At 56.0% G+C, this 21,118-nt stretch carries 19 protein-coding genes, 1 tRNA gene and 1 pseudogene; 6 read left to right on the top strand and 15 right to left on the bottom strand.

The genetic code is table 11. The annotated features are described in order from the left end of the window. Nucleotides 1–90 precede the first annotated feature (90 nt). Together AN476_RS20500 and gyrA are read right to left on the bottom strand one after the other, a co-directional pair. Nucleotides 91–441 carry a DUF6614 family protein gene (locus AN476_RS20500; RefSeq protein ID WP_054463632.1) on the bottom strand — a complete coding sequence of 117 codons (351 nt, stop codon included), beginning with the start codon at nt 439–441 and terminating at the stop codon, nt 91–93. Nucleotides 442–577: 136 nt separating this feature from the next. Then, the gene (gene gyrA, locus AN476_RS20505; protein ID WP_054463633.1) at nt 578–3,310 is read right to left on the bottom strand and encodes a DNA gyrase subunit A; all 2,733 of its coding nucleotides are present in this window, start codon (nt 3,308–3,310) and stop codon (nt 578–580) included. Nucleotides 3,311–3,515: 205 nt separating this feature from the next. On the opposite strand from gyrA, the gene AN476_RS20510 reads away from it, so the two are divergent. After that, nucleotides 3,516–3,785: an usg protein gene (locus AN476_RS20510; protein ID WP_054463634.1), complete on the top strand. Its 270-nt coding sequence runs from the start codon at nt 3,516–3,518 to the stop codon at nt 3,783–3,785. A 66-nt stretch (nt 3,786–3,851) separates the two neighbouring features. On the opposite strand, the gene AN476_RS20515 is transcribed toward AN476_RS20510, so the two are convergent. Further along, the gene (locus AN476_RS20515; RefSeq protein WP_054463635.1) at nt 3,852–4,805 is read right to left on the bottom strand and encodes a radical SAM protein; all 954 of its coding nucleotides are present in this window, start codon (nt 4,803–4,805) and stop codon (nt 3,852–3,854) included. A gap of 147 nt (nt 4,806–4,952) precedes the next feature. Here AN476_RS20515 and zwf point away from each other — a divergent pair, with 147 nt between their 5' ends. After that, nucleotides 4,953–6,428: a glucose-6-phosphate dehydrogenase gene (gene zwf / locus AN476_RS20520; RefSeq protein ID WP_054463650.1), complete on the top strand. Its 1,476-nt coding sequence runs from the start codon at nt 4,953–4,955 to the stop codon at nt 6,426–6,428. Then, on the top strand, nt 6,425–7,096 hold the full coding sequence (pgl, locus tag AN476_RS20525) for a 6-phosphogluconolactonase (protein ID WP_054463636.1): 672 nt from the start codon (nt 6,425–6,427) through the stop codon (nt 7,094–7,096). The genes zwf and pgl overlap by 4 nt, the downstream gene beginning before the upstream one ends. Before the next feature lie 10 nt (nt 7,097–7,106). Here the strand turns inward: pgl and AN476_RS20530 are convergent, their stop codons facing one another. Both AN476_RS20530 and AN476_RS20535 read right to left on the bottom strand, forming a co-directional pair. Continuing rightward, nucleotides 7,107–7,586: a thioesterase family protein gene (locus AN476_RS20530; RefSeq protein ID WP_054463637.1), complete on the bottom strand. Its 480-nt coding sequence runs from the start codon at nt 7,584–7,586 to the stop codon at nt 7,107–7,109. A 302-nt stretch (nt 7,587–7,888) separates the two neighbouring features. Further along, nucleotides 7,889–7,962: transfer RNA gene (locus AN476_RS20535), tRNA-Gly, on the bottom strand. Between the two features lie 574 nt (nt 7,963–8,536). Between AN476_RS20535 and AN476_RS20540 the strand changes: the two genes are divergently transcribed. Both AN476_RS20540 and AN476_RS20545 read left to right on the top strand, forming a co-directional pair. Further along, nucleotides 8,537–10,099 (top strand): AAA family ATPase, encoded by a 1,563-nt coding sequence (locus AN476_RS20540; RefSeq protein ID WP_054463638.1) that lies wholly within the window; start codon nt 8,537–8,539, stop codon nt 10,097–10,099. Nucleotides 10,100–10,101: 2 nt separating this feature from the next. Further along, nucleotides 10,102–11,013, top strand: a complete 912-nt coding sequence (locus AN476_RS20545; RefSeq protein WP_054463639.1) for a DUF4435 domain-containing protein — start codon at nt 10,102–10,104, stop codon at nt 11,011–11,013. Nucleotides 11,014–11,069: 56 nt separating this feature from the next. On the opposite strand, the pseudogene AN476_RS23645 reads toward AN476_RS20545, so the two are convergent. The 4 genes and pseudogenes from AN476_RS23645 to AN476_RS20565 form a co-directional block, all read right to left on the bottom strand. Next, a pseudogene (locus AN476_RS23645) lies at nt 11,070–11,366 on the bottom strand (dATP/dGTP diphosphohydrolase domain-containing protein); the annotation flags it as partial. Between the two features lie 31 nt (nt 11,367–11,397). Further along, a complete protein-coding gene (locus AN476_RS20555; protein WP_054463641.1) occupies nt 11,398–12,990 on the bottom strand; it encodes a helix-turn-helix domain-containing protein in 1,593 nt (530 codons plus the stop codon). Beyond that, the gene (locus AN476_RS20560; RefSeq protein WP_054463642.1) at nt 12,987–13,325 is read right to left on the bottom strand and encodes a hypothetical protein; all 339 of its coding nucleotides are present in this window, start codon (nt 13,323–13,325) and stop codon (nt 12,987–12,989) included. Before AN476_RS20560 ends, AN476_RS20555 begins: the two co-directional genes overlap by 4 nt. 10 nt (nt 13,326–13,335) lie before the next feature. After that, the gene (locus AN476_RS20565) at nt 13,336–13,743 is read right to left on the bottom strand and encodes a hypothetical protein (RefSeq protein ID WP_054463643.1); all 408 of its coding nucleotides are present in this window, start codon (nt 13,741–13,743) and stop codon (nt 13,336–13,338) included. Between the two features lie 155 nt (nt 13,744–13,898). Between AN476_RS20565 and AN476_RS20570 the strand changes: the two genes are divergently transcribed. Next, the gene (locus tag AN476_RS20570; protein WP_054463644.1) at nt 13,899–14,759 is read left to right on the top strand and encodes a hypothetical protein; all 861 of its coding nucleotides are present in this window, start codon (nt 13,899–13,901) and stop codon (nt 14,757–14,759) included. Nucleotides 14,760–14,816: 57 nt separating this feature from the next. Here AN476_RS20570 and AN476_RS20575 read toward each other — a convergent pair whose 3' ends face one another. The 6 genes from AN476_RS20575 to AN476_RS20595 are packed head-to-tail and all read right to left on the bottom strand — an operon-like array spanning nt 14,817 to nt 21,046. Next, nucleotides 14,817–18,650, bottom strand: a complete 3,834-nt coding sequence (locus AN476_RS20575; RefSeq protein ID WP_054463645.1) for a glycoside hydrolase TIM-barrel-like domain-containing protein — start codon at nt 18,648–18,650, stop codon at nt 14,817–14,819. Nucleotides 18,651–18,693: 43 nt separating this feature from the next. Beyond that, nucleotides 18,694–18,816: a hypothetical protein gene (locus AN476_RS23510; RefSeq protein WP_256363962.1), complete on the bottom strand. Its 123-nt coding sequence runs from the start codon at nt 18,814–18,816 to the stop codon at nt 18,694–18,696. Nucleotides 18,817–18,818: 2 nt separating this feature from the next. After that, nucleotides 18,819–19,250, bottom strand: a complete 432-nt coding sequence (locus AN476_RS20580) for an NlpC/P60 family protein (RefSeq protein WP_172684871.1) — start codon at nt 19,248–19,250, stop codon at nt 18,819–18,821. Next, a complete protein-coding gene (locus tag AN476_RS20585) occupies nt 19,240–20,079 on the bottom strand; it encodes a DUF2163 domain-containing protein (RefSeq protein WP_054463647.1) in 840 nt (279 codons plus the stop codon). Before AN476_RS20585 ends, AN476_RS20580 begins: the two co-directional genes overlap by 11 nt. Further along, the gene (locus tag AN476_RS20590) at nt 20,076–20,405 is read right to left on the bottom strand and encodes a hypothetical protein (protein ID WP_054463648.1); all 330 of its coding nucleotides are present in this window, start codon (nt 20,403–20,405) and stop codon (nt 20,076–20,078) included. Before AN476_RS20590 ends, AN476_RS20585 begins: the two co-directional genes overlap by 4 nt. Then, a complete protein-coding gene (locus AN476_RS20595; protein ID WP_054463649.1) occupies nt 20,402–21,046 on the bottom strand; it encodes a DUF2460 domain-containing protein in 645 nt (214 codons plus the stop codon). The genes AN476_RS20590 and AN476_RS20595 overlap by 4 nt, the downstream gene beginning before the upstream one ends. Nucleotides 21,047–21,118 lie beyond the last annotated feature (72 nt).

Below are 21,118 nucleotides of genomic sequence, written 5' to 3' on the forward strand. Positions count from 1 at the left end.
CCGCCTCTATGATTTATAGGCGGGGGGACCCCAGACAAACAAAAGGCCGGGCATTTGCCTGGCCTTTTTTCTTTCCCTATGGGCTTGGAATCAGATCAGCGCCATGCGTTCGGCGCGTTCCGGATCTGGAAAGGGGCGGTAAAGGCCAATTTCAGAATGCGCAATCAGCGCATTCACATTGGAATACAGCCGTTCCACTTCCTCGTCCTTTTCTTCCAGCGTCCGAAAGGCCTGGTCTAGCTGGCTCAGATCCTCGACCTCGACCTCAAGCAGAAAGTCGCGGCAACTGTCTGCCGCCAGACCGAGCTTGCGCCGCATCAGACGCCAGCCCTGGATTTTACCACGCTGTTGCAGGTAACCCATCCAGATCTCCACGGCATTGGCAAATGCTAGGGCCTTGGTTCCGTCTTTCAGATCAATCGAACAATGGTAAAGGTTCATGAGCGCTACCCGGTTGCAAAACTTGTTTCGGTCAAACACTGCCACAAAGTCATTATCCGAGAGTTAAGACCCTTCGGGCACAAAAAAACGCCGCCCCGACCCGGAGCGGCGTTTTCTACGTAAAAATCAAACAGTGTTACTCTTGGGCAGTTTCACCGTTCTCATCCTCTTCGCCATTTTCGGCAATCCAGGCAACCGAAACCACTTCTTCGCCTTTGCCAGTGTTGAAGACCCGTACGCCCCCTGCCGAACGAGAGCGGAAGGAAATGCCCTGGACAGGGACGCGGATCGATTGGCCCTTGGAAGTTGCGAGCATGATCTGGTCTTCGACCGTGACAGGGAAGGTGGCAACGATCTCGCCCCCCTTCATCGCCCCAACACCCTGGCCGCCACGGCCACTGACCCGGTAATCATGGGCCGAGGTCAGATTGCCAGCCCCGGTTTTGTTAATGGTGACCAATAGATCATTGGCCTCCAGCATCTGCTGATAGCGCTCTTCTGTCAGGGCGCCTTCAGCCTCCTCGGGGCTATCGTCTTCTGACACATCGCTGCCAAGCTCAGCCCGGAACCGTTTGATAAAGGCGCTGCGCTCCCAGGGTTCCGCATCAAAGTGGCGCACCACGGACATTGAAACCACTTCGGCGTCATCGCCCAGTTTGATGCCACGAACCCCAACCGAATTGCGGCTGTTGAAGACCCGGACATCAGTGGTCGGGAAGCGGATAGCACGGCCGGTATTGGTGACCAGCATGACATCGTCCTCTTCAGAACAGATGCGCGCATTGATCAACTTGGTATCGGCGTTTTCCTCTTCGAACTTCATCGCGATCTTGCCGTTGGATTTCACATTTGTGAAGTCTGACAGGCGGTTACGGCGCACAGTTCCAGCGGAAGTGGCAAAGACAATCTGCAGGTCCGCCCATTCATCATCGGGGCGGTCCACCGGCATAATAGCGGCAATCGACACGCCAACTGGGATGGGAAGGATATTGACGATGGCCTTGCCCTTGCCCGTGCGGCTGGACTGCGGCAGGCGCCAGGTTTTGAGCTTGTAGACCATCCCATCGGTGGTGAAGAACAAAAGCTGAGTATGGGTATTGGCAACAAAGAGGTTGGTGACAACATCTTCCTCTTTGGTCTGCATCCCCGAGATGCCCTTGCCGCCGCGTTTTTGCGCCCGGAAATCCGCCAGAGGTGTGCGTTTGATGTAGCCGCCAGAGGTCACGGTGACCACCATGTCCTCGCGCTCGATCAGGTCTTCGTCGTCCATATCTCCAGACCAGTCGACAATTGTTGTCCGACGGGGCACGGCAAACTGATCGCGCACTTCGCGCAGCTCATCACAGATGATGCCCATGATGCGTTCGCGCGAGGACAGAATTTCAAGATATTCCTTGATCTTGCCAGCCAGTTCTTCCAACTCGTCGGTGACTTCTTTGACGCCAATCTGGGTCAGACGCTGCAGGCGCAACTCCAAAATGGCGCGGGCCTGGGTTTCCGACAGGTTATAGGTGCCGTCTTCGTTGGCGGTATGGGTCGGATCATCGATCAGCGCGATATACTGCAGGATAGGCTGGGCCGGCCAGCGGCGGGTCATCAGCTTTTCACGGGCTTCGGCAGCATCTGCAGATTGGCGGATGGTGGCAACAATCTCATCGATATTGGTAACAGCGACGGCCAAGCCACAGAGGATATGGCTGCGCTCACGGGCTTTGCGCAGCAGATAGGCGGTGCGGCGTGCAACCACGTCTTCGCGGAAATCAATGAAGGAAGTCAGGAAGCGGCGCAGGGTCAACTGCTCGGGACGGCCGCCGTTCAGCGCCAGCATGTTGCAGCCAAAATGTGTCTGCATTGGGGTAAAACGGTAGAGCTGGTTCAGCACCACCTCGGGCGTTGCATCGCGCTTGAGCTCGACCACCACGCGGACGCCATTTCGGTCAGATTCATCCTGCACATGGGCGACGCCTTCGATGCGCTTCTCGCGCACCTGTTCGGCGATCTTTTCGATCATCGAGGCCTTGTTCACCTGATAGGGAATCTCATCAACAACAATGGCATAGCGATCCTTACGGATCTCTTCGACGCGGGTCTTGGAGCGGATGATGACGCTGCCGCGCCCTTCCAAATAGGCTTTGCGGGCGCCAGAGCGGCCCAGCATGGTCGCGCCGGTGGGAAAGTCGGGACCGGGCACATAATCAATCAACTGCTCGCTGGTAAGATCCGGGTCGTCAATCAATGCCAGAGTGGCATCAATGACCTCGCCCAGGTTATGCGGCGGAATATTGGTTGCCATGCCAACGGCAATACCGCCGGCACCATTGACCAGCATATTGGGGAAGCGTGCAGGAAGAACGGTGGGTTCGCGGTCTTTGCCGTCGTAGTTATCTTGAAAATCGACGGTCTCTTTTTCGATATCGGTCAGCATAAAGGCCGCAGGCTTATCCATGCGGACTTCGGTGTAACGCATCGCTGCCGGGTTATCGCCATCCATGGAGCCAAAGTTGCCCTGGCCATCCAAAAGCGGCAGCGACATGGAGAAATCCTGCGCCATACGCACCAGTGCATCATAAATCGCGCCATCGCCGTGCGGGTGGTATTTACCCATGACATCGCCGACGGGACGCGCAGATTTGCGGTAGGACTTATCGTGACTGTTGCCGGTCTCGTGCATGGCATACAAAATGCGCCGATGAACTGGTTTCAGCCCGTCGCGCAGGTCCGGAATGGCCCGGCTGACGATCACGGACATCGCATAGTCCAGATAGGAGGTCTTCATCTCCGCTTCGATAGAGATCGAAGGGCCATCATAAGTGGAGCGCTGAGGAAGGTTTTCGTCGGCGTTTTCAGGAGTTTCCGGCGTATCTGTCACGTTTGCTGCCCGTTCTTTTCTATGGGTCTATATCTTGTTGGGGCACCCTATCAGAGAGGGCATATAAGGTGCAAGCGACCTGCCTATTCAGGACCGTGTTTGACCCGTCTTTCCGGCAGAAACCTGTGAAAAACCCCTTCTTTGCTGGCGGTTAACCTTTGCTGGGCTAGGTTAATCCTGGGGGGCTCTTAAAAGGAGGCCGCAAATGGAGATGAGCAGTACAGAAATGATGCTCAAGGGCTATGGGCTCACCACTGCCGAGTTCACCTATCACATGCCCGATTACGCACATGTACTAAATACCTATGTCTGGCAGGATTACGATCTGGCGCCTGACCATGAGCGCCTGTTCAAGTTTATCGAGTTTTGGCAACGGGAGCTGGACGGGCCCCTGCATTCAGTTCGGTTCACCCATCGCAAGATGATCAGCCCTGGAGAATGGCGCAATGTCAAAGGGATCCTGAACCTGCATTAGCGCAGGGCTGGTCACGTGAATGAGCAGTGCCACATCTATTACGCAAGGCCGTGCCGGCCGCCCGTCTTAGGCGGAGCAGCTGGCCCCACCCAGGACGCAGAATTTGGCGCAATGGGCGTGGTTCAAACGAACCGGTGCCTCTGCCTCGGCAAGTGTCTCTCCGAGTTCGAATTCTTCGGAATAGGGCAGTAGGGTGCAGGCTAGAACGACGGGCGTGCTGGCGCCTTTGCGTTTGACCACCATGCGGGAGGAGGAACACATCACGTCATTTGGGGATTTGTTCAAGATCTCCCAGCAAGCCGTGGTGATCTCGGGGACTTCGATGTTTTCATCCATTTCCGGGAACAGCACCGTGGCGCCGGGGTTTTGCGCATCAATGTCAAACCCATGTGTCTGATACAGAGCGCCAAAGCCTGCGCGGCTCTCGGCGTCGCTTTCGCCCCAAAGACTGCGACCGGCAACCGCCATGTTGATGCCTGCATCCCGCAACCAGGCCATGCCTTCGATGGTCTTGTCAAAACTACCCGCACCGCGTTCCTCGTCGTGATGTTTCGGCGTAAAATGATCCAGTGAGACACGCAGTGTCATCTTTCCGGGGTAGGCGGCTTCCAGCTCCTGCAAACCAGCGCGCATGGATTTGCGCATCATCGGTCGCATCGCATTGGTCAGGATCAGGACTTCAAATCCCCGCTCCAGCGCGGCATGGGCCATAGGGATCATTTCAGGATTCATAAATGGCTCACCACCGGTGAAGCCGATTTCGCGGATCGGCCAAGCTCGTTCGGTGATCTGCGCCAGGTAGCTCGCAATCTCCGCCGCGGTCATATAGACCAGCGCATCATTGGTGGGTGAGCTGAGGATATAGCAGTTCTCACATTCAATATTGCATAGGGTGCCAGTGTTGAACCACAGGGTTTCGGGATTGGTGAGTGCCACGGAGGCGCGTTCTGAGCCATCCGCTGTCACAAGACTGTCTTTGAATTTCCCGATATTGGCGGTTGGAACAGTTAGATCTTTCACGCTTAAGCACTCTCGGACAGTTTCTTTCGCTGGAAGCTAGCTTATAATGGGTGAAAATGAAAAGCCGCCGCAGTGCTTTATGACAGGGAAGTGATGGCCTGGGCCCGCAAGCAGAGCCCTGTCGTTGCAGGAAGTTGGACAAACAAAATGGTATCTCGGGTTATTCCGGTCGAACCTTTCGATCTGGTGGTGTTTGGAGCGACAGGCGATCTGGCGCAGCGCAAGATTTTGCCGGCGCTGTTTCATCGTTTTTGCGCGGGGCAAATTCCGGCGGACACGCAGATCATTGGTGCTGCACGCTCGGAATTCACCACGGCTCAATATCGCCAAAAACTCGGCCAGGCTTTGAAGCATCAGGTCAGTGACCCTATTTGTGACGACAAATCCTTGCACGATTTTTTACAGCTAATCACCTATGTGCCGCTGGATGGGCAGGGGGAGACTGGCTGGCCGTTGCTATGTGACAGGCTGGCGGGAGCCGGTTCTGACCGGGTGCAGGTCTATTACTTTTCGGTCGGTCCAACCCTGTTTGGCCCCCTGGCGGACCGATTGCACAGCTATGGGCTGACCAATGGGGAAACCCGTATCGTGGTCGAAAAACCCTTTGGCCACGATCTATCCTCGGCGCGGGAGCTGAACCGCACCCTTGCCAGCCATTTTGACGAAGGGCAGATCTACCGGATCGACCATTACCTGGGCAAAGAAACCGTACAGAACCTCATGGCCGTGCGCTTTGGCAATATGCTGTTTGAGCCGTTGTGGAACAGCCAATATGTCGATCACATCCAAATCACCGTGGCTGAAACCCTTGGCGTCCTGGGGCGCGAGGATTATTACGAACGCTCCGGCGCTATGCGGGACATGATGCAGAACCACCTGATGCAGCTGCTCTGCCTAATCGCGATGGAACCGCCCGCCAAATTTGATCCCGACGCCGTGCGGGATGAAAAGCTAAAGGTCATTCGCGCCCTGGATCCAGTAGAGCCCTATCACATCGTGCGCGGGCAATACGCTTCGGCGCCAGAGAGCCTTGGTGACGATCTGAATTATAGGGAAACCGTTGAAAATCAAAGAAGTAGTACCGAAAGCTATATCGCGCTGAAAGCCCATATCAGCAATTGGCGATGGGCGGGCACGCCCTTTTATCTGCGGACAGGGAAGCGTCTCAAGGCGCGCTCCTCTGTGATCAACGTTATGTTCAAGGATGCGCCGCATTCGATTTTTGGCGAGGAGGCCGGGCGTCACGCCAATCATCTGAAGATCCGGCTGCAACCCAACGAGGGTATTACCCTCAGTGTGACCATCAAAGAGCCAGGGCCGGGCGGCATGCGGCTGATGGATGTGCCGCTGGATATGAGCTTTGCCGAAGCCCTGGGACCAACTGGGAGCGCGCCGCCAGATGCCTATGAACGGCTGATCATGGATGTGGTGCGCGGCAATCAGACTCTGTTCATGCGCGGGGATGAAGTTGAGGCGGCCTGGGCCTGGACCGATCCCATCATTGCCGGCTGGCAGGCGCGGGGGGATGTGCCTAAACCCTATGAGAGCGGCAGCACCGGCCCCGGAGATGCAGATCTGCTTTTGCGCCGTGATCAACGTGAGTGGAGAGGGATAAACCCATGAAATTTATTGAATACCCTGACACGGACCTTTTGGCCGTTGATGTGGCGAGCGCCATCGCGGGGGATCTGGAAATGCATCTTCTGCACCATGATACAGCCTCGCTTGCCCTGGCAGGCGGCAGCTCCCCGGCGCCAATCTTTGACGATCTCTGTGCCTCTGACCTGGCCTGGGACCGGGTGCATGTCATGGCCACGGACGAACGCTGGGTGCCAATGGAAAGCCCCCGCTCCAATGCCCGGCTGATCCGCGAGCGCTTGCTAACAGACCGAGCTGCTGCTGCACATTTTCTGCCCTTTCACATCCCAGCCCGGGAGCCTGAGGCGGTGCTGGCAGAGATTGAAACCCAGATCGCCCCCAATCTGCCGCTTTCGGTCTTGCTGTTGGGCATGGGCGAAGACATGCATACTGCCTCCTTGTTTCCCGGTGTAGAGGGGCTGGAACAGGCCCTGGCTGGCGATGCGCCGCTCCTTTCGGTGCTGCGCCCTGATAGTCAGCCAGAGGCGCGCGTCAGCCTCTCTGCGCCGGTGCTGAACGGCGCTCTGTCCAAACATCTGGTGATCTATGGCGAGGCCAAAAAACGCGCATTGGACAAGGCCCTGTCCTTGCCGCCGGAACTGGCCCCGATCCAAGCCGTCTTGACCGAGATAACGGTGCATTGGGCGCCCTGAAACCGCTAACTCACTCCTGTGACGGCACCGCCCCATCCAGCGCGATAAATTGTTGTTTCAGACTCTCAGGCAGCGGGTAACCAGCGCTGCCGTCAGGTGTGCGCAATACCATCACCGCCTCCAGCGTGGCGCGCAGCCCATCGGACCAGATCTGCTGTTCCATCACATAGGATGTGTTGCGAAAGGAAAGACAGCGAGCCGTGGTGATATAGGGCTCATCCAGAACCATTTCGCGCCGGTAATGCACATTTGCGTTGCGCAGCACGGATCGAGGCGCAGGCTGTCCCGCAAAGTGGCGGGCGCAGAGCCTGTCAAAATAGGAGACGCGCGCGGTCTCGAACCAACCAAGATAGGCCTTGTTGTTGACGTGACGCAGAATGTCGAGCTCGGAAAAGCGAACCCGGTCCGCCAGAGCCATCGGCTTGGCATGATCCAGGCCCTGCGCCTGTTGTTCTTCTGGGGTGAGCGGAGTGAGAAATCTAAGGTCCATGGGGATCGCCTAGACCGGCTGAGGCCCCGATAGCAAGAGCTTCCCCACTTGCCGTTGCGTTTTGGCGCGGGGCAGCAAGGTCGCTCGAAATCATGGGTCAGCGCCGAAGGGACCCAGACAGAGCCCACCCTACAGCATATCAGTTGCCCAAAGTTGGAGGGGAATGTAGCTGATAACCCTTAAATCGGTGGCTACTGTTCGTCCTGGCCGGATGATCCTAAACGAAACGGCTGGGTTCAATATCACCAAAAATTGGCAGATTTCCTGCAAAGCATAAGCTGGCGCGTCGGGGGAGCTAGAATTGGAGCGGGTGAAGGGAATCGAACCCTCGTCGTTAGCTTGGGAAGCTACTGCTCTACCATTGAGCTACACCCGCAACGCTTTTTCCCTACGGCGCTTGGTAAGATTCCTCAAGTGGAAATAACCGCAAATGGGACCCCTCTCCAAAATCTTTCTTTCCTCATACCAACAAGGGAAGCCAGTGCGCTGGCAATGCAAATAAATCGCAGTACAAGCCCTAGAAGCGCCCAATCAAGACGCGAAGTTTGGTCGAGAGTGCAATTCGGGTCCGTTTCCTTAGTCGAAGGAAGCGGTTCTATAAACTGGACGTAGTCATGGATAAATGTTTGGCGCACCTGAGAGCCTTCAGTCCTTCAAACCTTCATTTTAAATTAGTTTTATTTATCAATATGATAGATTGATATTGGGGTGGAGTTTTCTGAGAAATGTTACGGGACTTGTTACGGGCAACCTTGGCCGACAACCAGATCAGATTTGCAGCCTTGAAAGAGGCTAAGGACTACCTTCCTCGTTCAATATGTTTCTAGGATCTTGGAAGGGAAGGGCACTTCACAGGCTGTACAAGAGCTAAACCTACACTCGTGTGTTGTAGTCCGGATCTGTCTATGATTGAAGAATGCGAAGATTATACACCTTCGTGGAGGAAGAGCATGACATCCGTTGAAAGCCAAGCATCCGAAGCACAAGAGAACGAACCAGTCGTTGAGATTTTTAGCATCATTGGGCTTCACGGAACAAAAGACTTACATTTGGAGACCAAAAACTCTGTTTCGATCCTAATGGCGAGGAATGGGTCTGGGAAAACAACCCTTTTGGCTGCAATTAATTCGGTTTTGACACGGCAATACCAGAAACTTGCTCATATAAATTTTGAACGGATGGATGTGAAATTAAGAGGGGCGGAAGCATTCTCTATAACGAAAAATGATGTTTCCGAATTCTTTAAACAGCAAGAAATTGACTCTGGAATTTCTGAAATTGCTGAGGAAACTGAAGTTAATGTTGATGAAATTATCAGCCTGGCTAGAAGAATAGGTTCCATTCAGAATGTGCGTGCAGATAGAGAGTATATGAATATATACAATCGTCACCCGTCAATGAACTTTAAATCACTTACAGGTGCTCTATATGAATATAACGAGTCCATGTTTCACAACTCGCCGAACCTAAAGAAAATTGACCTAATCGTCTCAGAAGCCACGCGGGGGTATGAGATTGTGTATCTCCCGACCTATAGACGTATCGAAATGTCTTTGGAGGCAAAGACACAGACATCAAAACCAACTCCCCCTTGGGCGAGGAGGGATAGAGAACCTACACACTTGCTGCCGACAGAATTGAATTTTGGACTGTCCGATATTACAGATCGTCTAAGTGATATAAATAAGGAAATTCAAGGAATTTCAAACACTACGTATCAAAAAATTAGCGCAAACATTGTTAATGATCTTCTTGATGGTAGTTATCTTGATCAAGACTATCAAACCAATAAGCCAGATAGGTCCGAATTGGAACTTTTCTTCAATCGCATCAAGGATACGAAAAGGAGAATTGGCGCAGGAATAGCTGTTCCAAATATTGAGAAAATTTATAGTGACGATCTTGAGGAGGGCGTTAAGCCTTTTCTTTTGTATTTCTTGAGTAATCTAAATGAGGCGATACGATCAACAAAGCCACTTGAGGATCGTGTGAATGGATTTGTTCGCGCATGCAATCAGTACCTAAATGATGAGGATTTCAGTGCCGTCAAGGGAGGCAGTGTCGGCCCTCTAAATGTAGAGACGAAGGAAATACGAATAAACAGAGAGAACTTTCGCCCGTTCTTTGTAGGTGGTGGTGGAGAAAGCAAAATTGGCATTGACTCCCTGTCTTCAGGGGAGAAACAAGTCGTAGCTTTGTTTGCGAAACTTTATCTCTACGATAAGAAAAAAATTGTTTTGTATGATGAGCCTGAATTATCTCTTTCGATAGGTTGGCAAACCAAACTCCTTCCGGATCTTTGCGCGTCTCCCGACTTTTCTCAACTTATTTCGATTACGCATTCGCCCTTCGTTTTTGATAACGATTTGGATCGTTTTGCTTCCAACTTAGACGTTTCCGTTTACCGAAAGGACGAGCCAGAGTTGGATTTTGAGGAAGAAATATTTGTTGAAGGAGAGGCGATTGAAATTGGTCTCGCTGATGGATCGACGACTGACGGTTCGGAGATCTAAGTATGGCCAAAGATTTTGTTGCTGAGGCTCGAAAAAAACGTAGCTCAGAGAGCGTCATTTTTGCAAAGTTCATGACCGTTCGCGGCGCTATACCAGACACTCCAATTTTTGTAATCGAAGGAAAAGAGGATGTAGGGGTTTGGCCAGTATGGGTTAATCGTGCTGGGTTCGAAGAACCTTTTGAACCGTTGCCATGTAGTGGGAAGGAAAATGTACTAAAGTTGAGGGATCGTCTGATGGGAGAGCTGTCTTTTGATCCTGGAAAACGAGTTTTTATTGTAGATAGAGACTATGATGAACTCAAGGGTTATGCGCCCACTTCCTGCACTTTTGTAACTGATAGATATGCTATTGAAAATTACTTCATGGAAGAAAGGGTGTTGGAATTTATTCTTAACACTGATTTCGAATGCTCTGGCTCCATTCAGGAGAAGAAAAGTTTAATTGAAGAGTTCGTCGTTGAGTTTGGGGAGTATGTCGAAAGTACCTACGAAATCCATTTTCAAGTTTATTGCCTGAGGAAATCTGGGCAGAACACAGGAAGGGCACTGCCCAACACGATACGAAAAATTGCTTCCGTTCAAGCTAATGGCCGCCTTTCCTGCCTTCCCGATCCAAACAATGTGATCAGTTTCGACGTTAATTTGAGTCAGGAAGAAATTGAAACCTATCGTTCAGAATTTGAAAAACTCGATGTCGTAACAAGATTTAGAGGAAAATTTCACAGAATGTTTCTAAATTTCTTCTTGCAAAAGCTTCAAGATGATAGGGATCGAAATCCGAGGATATATTTTTCGACAGAGAAAAAAACAAACGAGTTTAAGTTCAGTGGCGTCAAGTTCTCCCAAATTGCGGGGGTTAGCCCTTTCCCTTTAGGGTTGACTGAATTTTTGGCTGAGAATTTTGAAGTGTGATCAGCCATTTCAATTCGTTCAGTGCTTATTGGGGGGGGCGCACTGTCGTTCTCAAAAGTATCGCGGCATCTCATTTCCAGTTGAAACATCAAGTTTGCAGTCTCGTGGGCGAGGTGAAGCAACCCACTTTCTGGATCTCGCTCTTCTCCCATGTCCCGTGCGATACGGTGACGGCGGGCCGCTGCGTTGTAGCGCTCGACCTCAACACATTGCCAAGAATGTGGCTTATACTTCAGTGCCCCAAATTCAAGAACACGGGTTACTGCCAAGAGCGCGCGCGGGCACCCTGTTTCCAACAGAATCGGGTTTGGTTTCCCGGCGTCCGCTTTGAAATTCTGAGGTTTGCTTTCCATTGAAATCTCCAAGTTTGTTGTTGAGTAAGGATCATGCGCGCCACCGTCCGGCTCGCAGGGTGGCAATGGTGCGCTTGCCGTTCCTATAGGTCAGGATTGCGGAATGTGACCAAGAGGACGGGCCGCGATTGTAACCCATGTCCAGGGTTGCAAAGAGGCCCGCTTGATAGCTGCCATGACAGATCGCAGCCGAATGAGAATGGCCGATATTGGCCTTTTCTCCCGTGCGGGCGATATTGGCGGCAGTGCCGCGCGCGCCGTTTGGGCCTAGGTCGCCGTGTTGGTCATGGCGGACCTCAGCGATTTCCAAGCGCTCATGGCGGGGCAGAAACCGAATAGCCGGATCTAGCTTGGCGCGTTCAAAGGCCCAGGCGGCGAGGTCAAAGCCGGTGTCCTGGCGCTGGATCGCAGCCACCTTGGCGGCCGCAGCGGTGAGGAAGAATGCGGCGTTGATCGGGTCGCGCCGGAAATCCGCCGTTTCCACCCAGCGGTCCAGGTGTTCGTCATGGTTGGATTTCACCACATAGGTTTTTGTCCATGGCCGGGTCATCCGGTTTAGGGTTGTTGCAGTGTCGCGGATTTCATCCTCCACCGAGTCCGCCTTGTCATAGAGCGCCGCCACAAGGTCAAAGAAGGTGTTGTGGTGGGATCGTGGGCCAAAATCCAGCACGTCATTTAAGACCTGATGGCGGGGGCGCAGGGTGTCCACCATGCCGCCATCCCCCCAAACCGTTTCCGCCACCTCTGGGTCCAGTTTTACCCCGTGAATATCGCCGGGGGTGAAGACTTCCAGCCGGTGGCCGCTTGTGACTTTGCCGCCGTCCACCCGTAGATCCAGGTCATAGATTTCGCCCGCGTCGGTTGCGTTGATCTGGCGGGCAAACCAGATGCCTTTGGCCGTGACCTCCACCAGAAGGGCGCCGAATGCGTGGTGGAATTCCGCCTTTAGCCCGGCCTTGCGCTTGATGTAGTTTTTCAGGGTCACGGCGCCGGTTGTGTAGTTGAATTTGGCCTCTGTTCCCGGCGCGGTGGCGATGGATTTCAAAGCGATTTGAGGGTGGGGAAAGACACAGGACGCGGTGCCTGTGAAACTATCCAGCCCAGACAGCGGCGTGACGGCCGTTGGCAAAATATTCATATCGCCAGCCCAGATCAGGCCGGGGCAGATCTCCACGCGCTCATCCGCCAGATAAGGCTCCACCTCTGGCGCATACCATAGCTCAGTCTCTGCCGCGCGGTTGACCTTTTCCTGCGCCACCTGGGCCTCGCTGTGATTGTAGCGGATGCGGGCCACCATGATTTCGGCGCCGTGGTGATCAGCAAGGGCGCGCAGATTGCCCCAGAACCCGGCGTGAATACCGGTGTTGCTTTGGGCAGAGGTCAGCAGATAGCGGCGCACCTTGCCGCCAGTCTCAAGGCGCCGGGCAGCGGTGGCCTTGATCTCGCCATGGGCTGAAATCCCCCAGGCATCCGCCTTGCGCAACCGGCGCTTGATCTTGGAGCGTGTCACCCCAAGGGCGCGGGCGGTGGCGGAGACATTGCCGCCATTCCGGGCCAAGGCCTGGACCACAAGGCGGGCCTCGGCCGGGGTGATCTCGGCCGGACGGTGTGAAAGGTCGCTCATGTGTCGCTCCCCTTGTCCCGCTTGCGGTGCCAGATCGGGGCCAAAGCCCAGGTGAGAAACCGCACCAGCAACACGAAGGAAGACGCCAAAGCCAGCGCATCGGGGGCCGTCAAGAATACGTCCCGGCCGTTCCAGGTGAAGGTCCAAAGCGGGGTGAGGAAGAAGCGGACAGCGTGGCCGTCACCGCCGCCGCTCATCAAGGGGGCCGTGGCCATTGGTGCCACTGTGGCCGATGCCAGAACCATGTCAATTTTGGGAAACCCTGCCTTCATTGCCTCACCTATGATCAGAAGTCCAAACGCGGCCATGATTGCCGCAAGCGCTAGTCCAGCCATGGGCCGCTCCTCAGAATGTTGCCTCAACAGAAAGGGTCACGGTGGCGCGTCCCTTCCGGTTTCGTTTCTGCGCCATTTCCACATCAAGGGTTGTGCCCGTGATCAGGTCAGACAGGGCGCGCAACGTCGTATCCGCGCGCAGGGCATCGCGGATGACTTCCCCGGCGGCGGTGGTGATCGTGCGGCCGTCTTCACCCCGATCAAACTGGGCGAAATACTCCACCTCTATGGTGATTTGGACCTCCTCAAGATCCGACCCCATGGCGTCCTGGACCGCGCCGTCACGGGTGACGGTGACCAGAAAGGCGGGGAGATTATCGGGCATAATATCGGCCGGATTGTGTGACCAGTCTTTTGCATTGGGCACAGCAAGGGCCACGGCGGCTTGGGCCGCCGCTTGAAAAGCGGATTCACTCATGTTGGTTTTTCCTTTTTATGCTTGTGAGCGCCTTACGGCCTCAATGCCTGACTTGCGGGCCGCTACCTCTTGCCTTCAATCCAGCCTTCGGTAGGGTGGCCCTCGCAACTTTTGATTGTAAATTTGGAAAGGCTGCGAATTACATGACTTGCCGAATGATTTGCGCGGGGCTGCTTGGCTTTGCTTTCACAGTGCTCGGGACTGGGGCTATTCTTGCGAATGAGCCAGCTCTGCCTTTCCTGACAGCCGAAGAGTTTTCGGAAAGCCGAGTTTCTGAATTCGCGGCAACCTTTTTTTCCACCAATGGGCTGGGGCAGATCATTGATGGCCCACGTCAGGCCCCAGACGAGCCGGTCGATTACTCGGTTTTGATGTCAGAACGTGTTCTGTTAGAGGATTTCCTGAAGTCGTCCCAAACCTGTGGCGGGTGTGATGGGGGGGGCTTCCTTTTCTCTGATACAGATGTAAAAATGGCGAACTTCGCCTCTCCAGATCTTTCTAAGCTGCTGCTGGCCTGGAGAGTTTCGGAACACACTTATGACATCCTTGAACCGAGTGGCCTCCCTACATCAAAGGCTGGAAGCTTTGACGAGGCGAATATTGTTTTTGTGTTTGGCGATGCAGAATACCTTGCTTCCAAGGCGCACCTCACAGGAGACTCTTCTTTAAGAAGCTACTTCGAAGGCTTTAGAGAAGGTTCCATGTGGGAAGGAACCTTGTCTGAGACGACCGTTCTGGAAGGACTGCCGTGCAGCGTGACCTTTGAAGGACCCAAGGGGCAGGAAAAAGTCATCGTGCTTACCCATTCTGACTATCTGGCTAGCTGTATGCCAAAACAACTGCTCTTAGCGATAGGCTTGAAACCCTTTAGGGGGTCGACACCGAGCGCCCTCAACCTGAATCATAGTTACCTGCGCGCAACGGCGGCAGATCTTGAGTTCGTGAAGATACTTCGCAGCGATGCTTTCAGGGCAGGTAAGCTTACAAGCAAACCCTTCCGGAATTTGGGCTACTAATATCATTTTCTGGTTGTTGGCTGAAACAACCTCCGCTCATTGAAACCCGCGCTGATGTTAAAACACCAAAGATAGGCGGGCAGGGGTGCCCGGCCCATAGGTTTCCGAGACCTGAGAGACCCGGATTTCTTGCAGCCCAGACAGGGCGGAGGCGTCCAGGCCTGTGAGGCTGGTGGCATCGGCAACCGTTTCGGTGATCAGCGGTGCCGCCTCTGGCCCGATCTCTACGCGGTAGCGCTCGAAAGCCTCCCCCAGGGGCACGTCTTCGCCATTGGTCCAGGCGTCCCCCTCAATCCGGGTGCGGCGTATCCAGGACAGAGACAGCCCCCCGCCAGAGAGGGCAGCCTTTAGGTGGCAAGGGGAATAGGGGCGACGGCCAACCCCCTGGAAGGCATGAGGCTGGCCCGTAACCTCGGCATGGTCTTTGCCGGAGGGCAAGGCGCGCCAGTAGAACGGCCGGCCGATTTCCTCGGCCTGCATGTCCACCGGGATCACGGCACTATCCAGCAAGACCACACGCGCGCCCGCTGCAAGATCCTCGCCAGATCTGGCCCATTCGGTGCCAAGCTGACCGCGCAAGAACCCAGACAGACGCCAGGTGTTGGCGCCTATCAGCTCAGCATTGCGGAATTGCAGCACTTCCCAAGTGTCGGGGCTATGCTCCACCGCCATGGCATTTGCCCCGGCCAAGACATCCTCTTTGGATCTACTCACCAAAGACCCGGCAAAAAGCTCTACCTCCAAGGTTTCCGGTGACCAGGTGTCCGGCATCCCCGGCGGAAAAGCCGTCACCGTCTCGCCTGCGGTGGCCGCAAGGCCGGTGCGCAGGTTGAGGCTATAGCCGGTCTCAAGGCTTGGTGAGCGATACAGATCCACGCCGCCGGGCCAGGGTTTGGCATGGAAGGCGGCGAGGCCCTGGTGATCCGCCATTGTGAGGCCCGGCAGGATGGGCAGATCCAGCAAATAGGGCAGGGCGGTTTCAGATGGCGGGGTCACATGGGCCAGCCCTGGACGGATCGGACCACCCACCGAAGACAGCGCCGTCCCGGTGTAGAGATAGGCGCTTACCGTGCGGGCCTCGCCCCGGACAATCTCATCAGCAATGAAACGAAGCTTGGCGCCGGATTTTGGGGTGAAGCCAAAAACGTCTCCGGGTTTGAGCTGTGAGGATGGCGGCAGGGTGAGTTTGATTTTCTCGCGCTCATCACCCGCCCGGTGTAGCATGGTTTGCGCCGTGGCCGTCATCCGTTCCAGATCCGAGACCAGCGCCAGTTCCGCCGATGCCTCGGCCTGTCCCGGCTTTTCCCGAATGGTGGCGCGGGCCGCCCCGGCCTCATAGTCCAGTTCTGTGTCGGAATAGCTCACCACCGCCACGCGGGGCGTCTCCTCTTGCGAGGTCCGGGTGATGGTGTAGAGCGCCGCCGTGCCATCCTCCACCAGATGGTCCAGGGTGTAGTCCGCCACGATGGCGGCCGATGCCCTGGACGTCACGCGCAGGACGCCGCCAACCTCGGAGGCATCCAGATTGAGGGCGGTTTCCCAAGTGCCCATCATGTCCCGAAACGACATAGGCCCAGCCAAGACCATGCCGTCCGCTTGGCCGTAGCATTGCGACAGATCCACCTTGGCCGGGGCATAGTCGTAATGGGTGTTCAGGCGCCGTTCTATGACCTCGGCCGCCGGGGTAGATCCGGCCCGGCCGTTCAGCCAGTGACCATATCGCCAGTTTGGCCCATCGCTCCAAAGGTCATTGGTTCGGGGGTATTCCGGCCAAGGCCGTGCATCCCAAGACCAGACAAAGGCGTTTTCCGTAGATAGGACCGCACCGCCATTCTCTCCCCACCATTCCAACATGGCGCGGATGTATTGGCGCTGCATGAAGTCATCCCGCGCGCCGCTGGAATAATGCGGCATGTAGGATTCCGAGGTCTTGGGATCGTAAAACACATTCGGTTGGTTGGTGCCCAGATGAATGGAGGGGCAACCAAATTCAGTGAACCAAACGGGCTTGGACCCAGGCACCCATGAGGTTGGCGCTGCATCACGGACGCCGCCGGGGCGGTTGTGATGGGCCGCACCGTGCCAAGGCCGGATGGCTTTTTGACGGAAAACCCAATTCTCGCCATGGGCACCATCCCAGATCGACGTCCGGGTCTGGGTGTCGCGGTCCGCCTGAGAGGCGTAGTAGTAGTCCCAGAATTCCCCGCCCTCAATTTGGCCCTTGAGGTAGTCCAGGGAGTAAACCGACGTGACCCCGTTTTCCGGGTCATAGTCGGTATGGGTGTTGCCGGGGCGCCAATCGGAGAGCGGCAGATAGTTGTCTATGCCGATGAAATCCACATTGGCAGAGGACCAAAGCGGGTCCAGATGGAAATGGACCTCGCCGCCCACGCGGTGGGAATGGTACTCCGACCAATCCGCCGCGTAGGAAATTTGCGCCGCTGGCAACATGGTTTTGACGTCACCGGCCAGAGTGACCAGCGCGTCCACAAAGGGATATTGGCCCAGGGTATCGGTGGCCATGGTGAGGTCCACCAGTTCAGAGCCGATCAAAAACGCATCCACGCCGCCCGCATTGCGGGCCAGCGCCGCCAGATGCAGGATAAAGCGGCGAAAGCTCCACTCGGCAGGCCCAGAGTAAACCGGCACCCCGGACCCGGCAGAGAAATGACCGGGGGCAGCGGTGCCCACCAGCGCAGAGATTTGACCAGCTACCGCACCGTCCGCAGATGCAGGGCCGATGCGGCCGCGCCAAGGATAGGTGGCTTGGCCAATGTTGCCATCCAGATCCGGCAAGGTGTTGTCACCCGGAATATCCATCATGACAAAGGGGTAAAGCACCACCCGCAAGCCGCGGGCTTTTAGATCGGCAATCGCATCCATGATGGATTGATCATCCGGGGCAGAACCAAAGGCCGGGGTGCCCTCCACCAAGGACACCATATTGGCAGAGGTCCGCGTCAAACCGCCAGCGGTCCAGGCGCGGGACGGGTGTTTTTCCTTGGTCTCCACCCTTGGTTCAATCTGGCAATGAGCCGCGCGCAGATCGGTGCCAAACCAAGAGACCACCAAGGCCACGGTGTCGCAGGCAGGCAGAACCCCTTGCAACAGATCCAATGAATTGGCCCAATCGGATTTGGCGGCGCTGCGAATAGCGTTTTCGCGGGTGGTAGATCCAGCCCCGCCCTTGGTCAGGATGGCAGGGGAATAGCCAAATTCTGTGGCACCGGGGATCATATCAACACCCCGGATAAGATCCTCCATTTCACCCGGTGGCCCCCAAAGTTCAAAGGTCAGATTGGGAAGGCGGCGGCCGAAATCCTCAATATTCATCCGCTCAAAGACCACATATGAAACGCCGCGATAGGCTGGCGCGCCGCCGTCTTTGGCCACCATGAGCGCGTCCGGTTCCTGGGTTTCAGAGCCAGTGTAAAACCGGATTGTCAGGTCCGAGGTGTCCAGCAATTTGCCATCGGCCCAGATCCGGCCGAAATGGCGGATTGGACCTGTTGCGCAGTCACTCAGGGCCACGGCAAAATTTGCATAGTAGCTGTATTCTGTGGTCTCCACAGATCCGCCACCGCCTTTGCCGCCTTGTGACGTGGTGCTGGTGACTTCCTCAAGATTGGTGGCCCAGATCACCTGGCCCGCCACACGTGCAACACCTTCCACCACGGGCAAGCCGCCACCCTCGGCAGATTTTTGGACTTCCAGATTGTCCAGTCTCGGCCCGGCGGTCTGGGTGGAAGAGGCAAACAGGGAATTATCAATCGCTTGCCCAATGAGGCCCCCGGCAGCTTTGCCCAAGGCGGCCGCAGTGACACCAAGGAAGGTGCCGCCGATAGATCCACCAATGGCCGCGCCAGCGGCAGACAGCAGAATAGTAGCCATGGGAAGGCCTCCAAAATGTCAGGGTGATGGTGAGAAAACCAGATTACTTGGCGTCTTCTTTTTCGATGACACGCAGGGCCAAGGTGGCCTCGCGCTTTGCTTCCTCTAGGGATTTCGCCTTGGCGAGGACTTTCAAATAGCTGGCAACTTTTGTGAGCGTCTTCATGGTCAATCTAACTCCTCAGAGGAGGGGAAGCGGGCCGCGAAAGACAGGCCCGCGCGATAGGCGGCGAAGGGAACGCGAGTTACGCCAACGCCTTCCAGGGCGTGGATGAATTGGCCGTCTTGTTCCAGAATGCCGCAATGGGCCTCGCGGTTGCCCTGCATCCGCAAGACCACCACGTCACCGGGGCGGGCTGCATCCAAGGCGATAGGGCATAGGTACTGGCGCGCCGCTTGCACCAGCGGCCGGGCCGATGAATTGGCCCAGTCCGCGCGCCAGGGTGGGGGCGCTGGCGCGGGCTTGCCAGTCACATCAGACCAGACGCCACGCACCAATCCAATGCAGTCACAGCCAACCCCGCGCAAAGCAGCGGACAAAACGTAAGGCGTCCCAATCCAGGCCCGCGCAGCTATCAGGGCTTGCGGCTCAGAAGTCATTGCGGGATGCGCCATCATGGCCGGACTCGCCGGGCACAGCATAAGTGAAGGCCTCCTCACCAACGATGGTGGGAAAGCCCCGGAAATTGGCGGAGTTGGAATAGCGGTCATGGCAGGTTGAGATTGACTTGTCACAGCCCGGCAAGAGGTCAAATTCATCACCCACACTCACCGGGTCCAGAGGCGCGCGCCAAAGCCCGAGATTGTTACCCCGATGGGCGCGCACGTCATGGCGCTGGCCCAGGTTGGCGCCGGAGGTCCAGACCAGAACCCCGCCGGAATAACTCTTGTCGGTGTCATCCGCCAATTCCTCCACCACAAAATCGGCCTCGCCTATCAGCGTGGCAATGGTGCCGGACAGTTGCAGGGCGGTGGCGTCAAAGCCGCAGCGGGCATCCCCCAATTCCGCATCACAAGTGCTGGTGACATAGCGGCCGCGTTTCTGTGCCAGGTTCCCGGCCTCGGATCTCAGTTCCGCCGTGAAAGACACCTCAGTCCGCGAGACCTCACCAAGGTAGTAGTGCCCCACTGTGGCGTGGCGGGTCTGGGTGGACCAGTCGATTTCTATCACTTCCACCTTGGCGCCATCAAAGAGACCGCGCGCCAAGTCTTCTTCTGTCACCGCATCCGAGTTGATACCGCCCTGGACTTCCTGTTCATCGACCGCCAGGCCAAGCGAGGTCACCGCCTCGGAGGGGCTAAGGGCGGCGGCAGCCTCATAGGTGACACCCTCCACGGTTAGGTCCACATCGCAGTCAGTGAAGCCCATCACGCGGCCGTCTTCGCGGGTCAGTTTCCACCCGCGCACAAGGGTTGTGGTGTTGCTCATTGGGCACCCTCCACAACCTTCACCACCTGGCAATGGTCGCGGGCTGCATCCATAGCCAGACGGATGGCGTGATCCTCACAACAAGCCCGGACCGGGAAGTCATGCGGCCCCCACTCATAGGCATAGATTGCGTTGCGCAGGGTGACGATGAATTGGCGGTGGCCTGAATTCTGGGCAGGATCTTGGGTGGGATGATCCGCTTTGCCTTGGGTGGCTGGTTTCATATGGACCCGCGCGCCAAGAGCGATCAACAGGGCCTTGAACACGGCGGCCCATTTTGCGTTCTGATACAGGCGGAACAGTTTGAACCATTGATAAAAGCTCATTCTCTCACCTCAATAAGTTGGATTTCGGGAATGGTGCCAACGCCGCGTCCCTCGGATTCCGAGAAAAACGCCATGTCGGTGGCAATGCTTTGGGTGTCGAAACGGACCGGCACGTCAAAGAAGAAACCGGCCGTCACCACCACGCCGGGGGCCGGCGGTGACAGGAAGGATAGAATGCCGGTGAGGTTGTTGACGCTCCACCCGGCGCCCTGGGCTGCGCCGTCCAGCGCCACCAGCACCGATCCGGCAACAGGCTTGGTGATCTTACGCAGGTAAGGGTTTAGGCTGCCGTAGGTTTTGACCAGTTGGAATTCAGTTGCCGCGCCATCGCCTGTGCCCAGGGATTGATCCGTTGCTGCCGGGCTGGCGTCCGCGCTGGCGGCGCTGGAAAAGTCGGACCAATCCCGGAACCGAAAGGAATGCAGCGGGCCGCCGGTTTCCTCAAAGAAGGCAATCACCGTAGCCAGGTCATCCACAGATCGGATACCAAATCCTGCATCATAGGAGCGGCGAGAATTCTTCCAGCGCGCATTGCGTTCTTCCTCACCACTGGCGAGGGCCACAATATCCACGCGGCGTTCCGGGCCGCCCACCACGCCTGACGCCACGTCACGCGGAAAATCCAAATCTAGGAAGCTCATGCGGATCTCCAACTCGTATTTTTCGTGGTTTTTTTTTCGCCACACCGGATGATTCGAGCCGTGGGCTTAACT

It is taken from the genome of Phaeobacter sp. 11ANDIMAR09, from assembly GCF_001294455.1.
Lineage (GTDB): Bacteria > Pseudomonadota > Alphaproteobacteria > Rhodobacterales > Rhodobacteraceae > Pseudophaeobacter.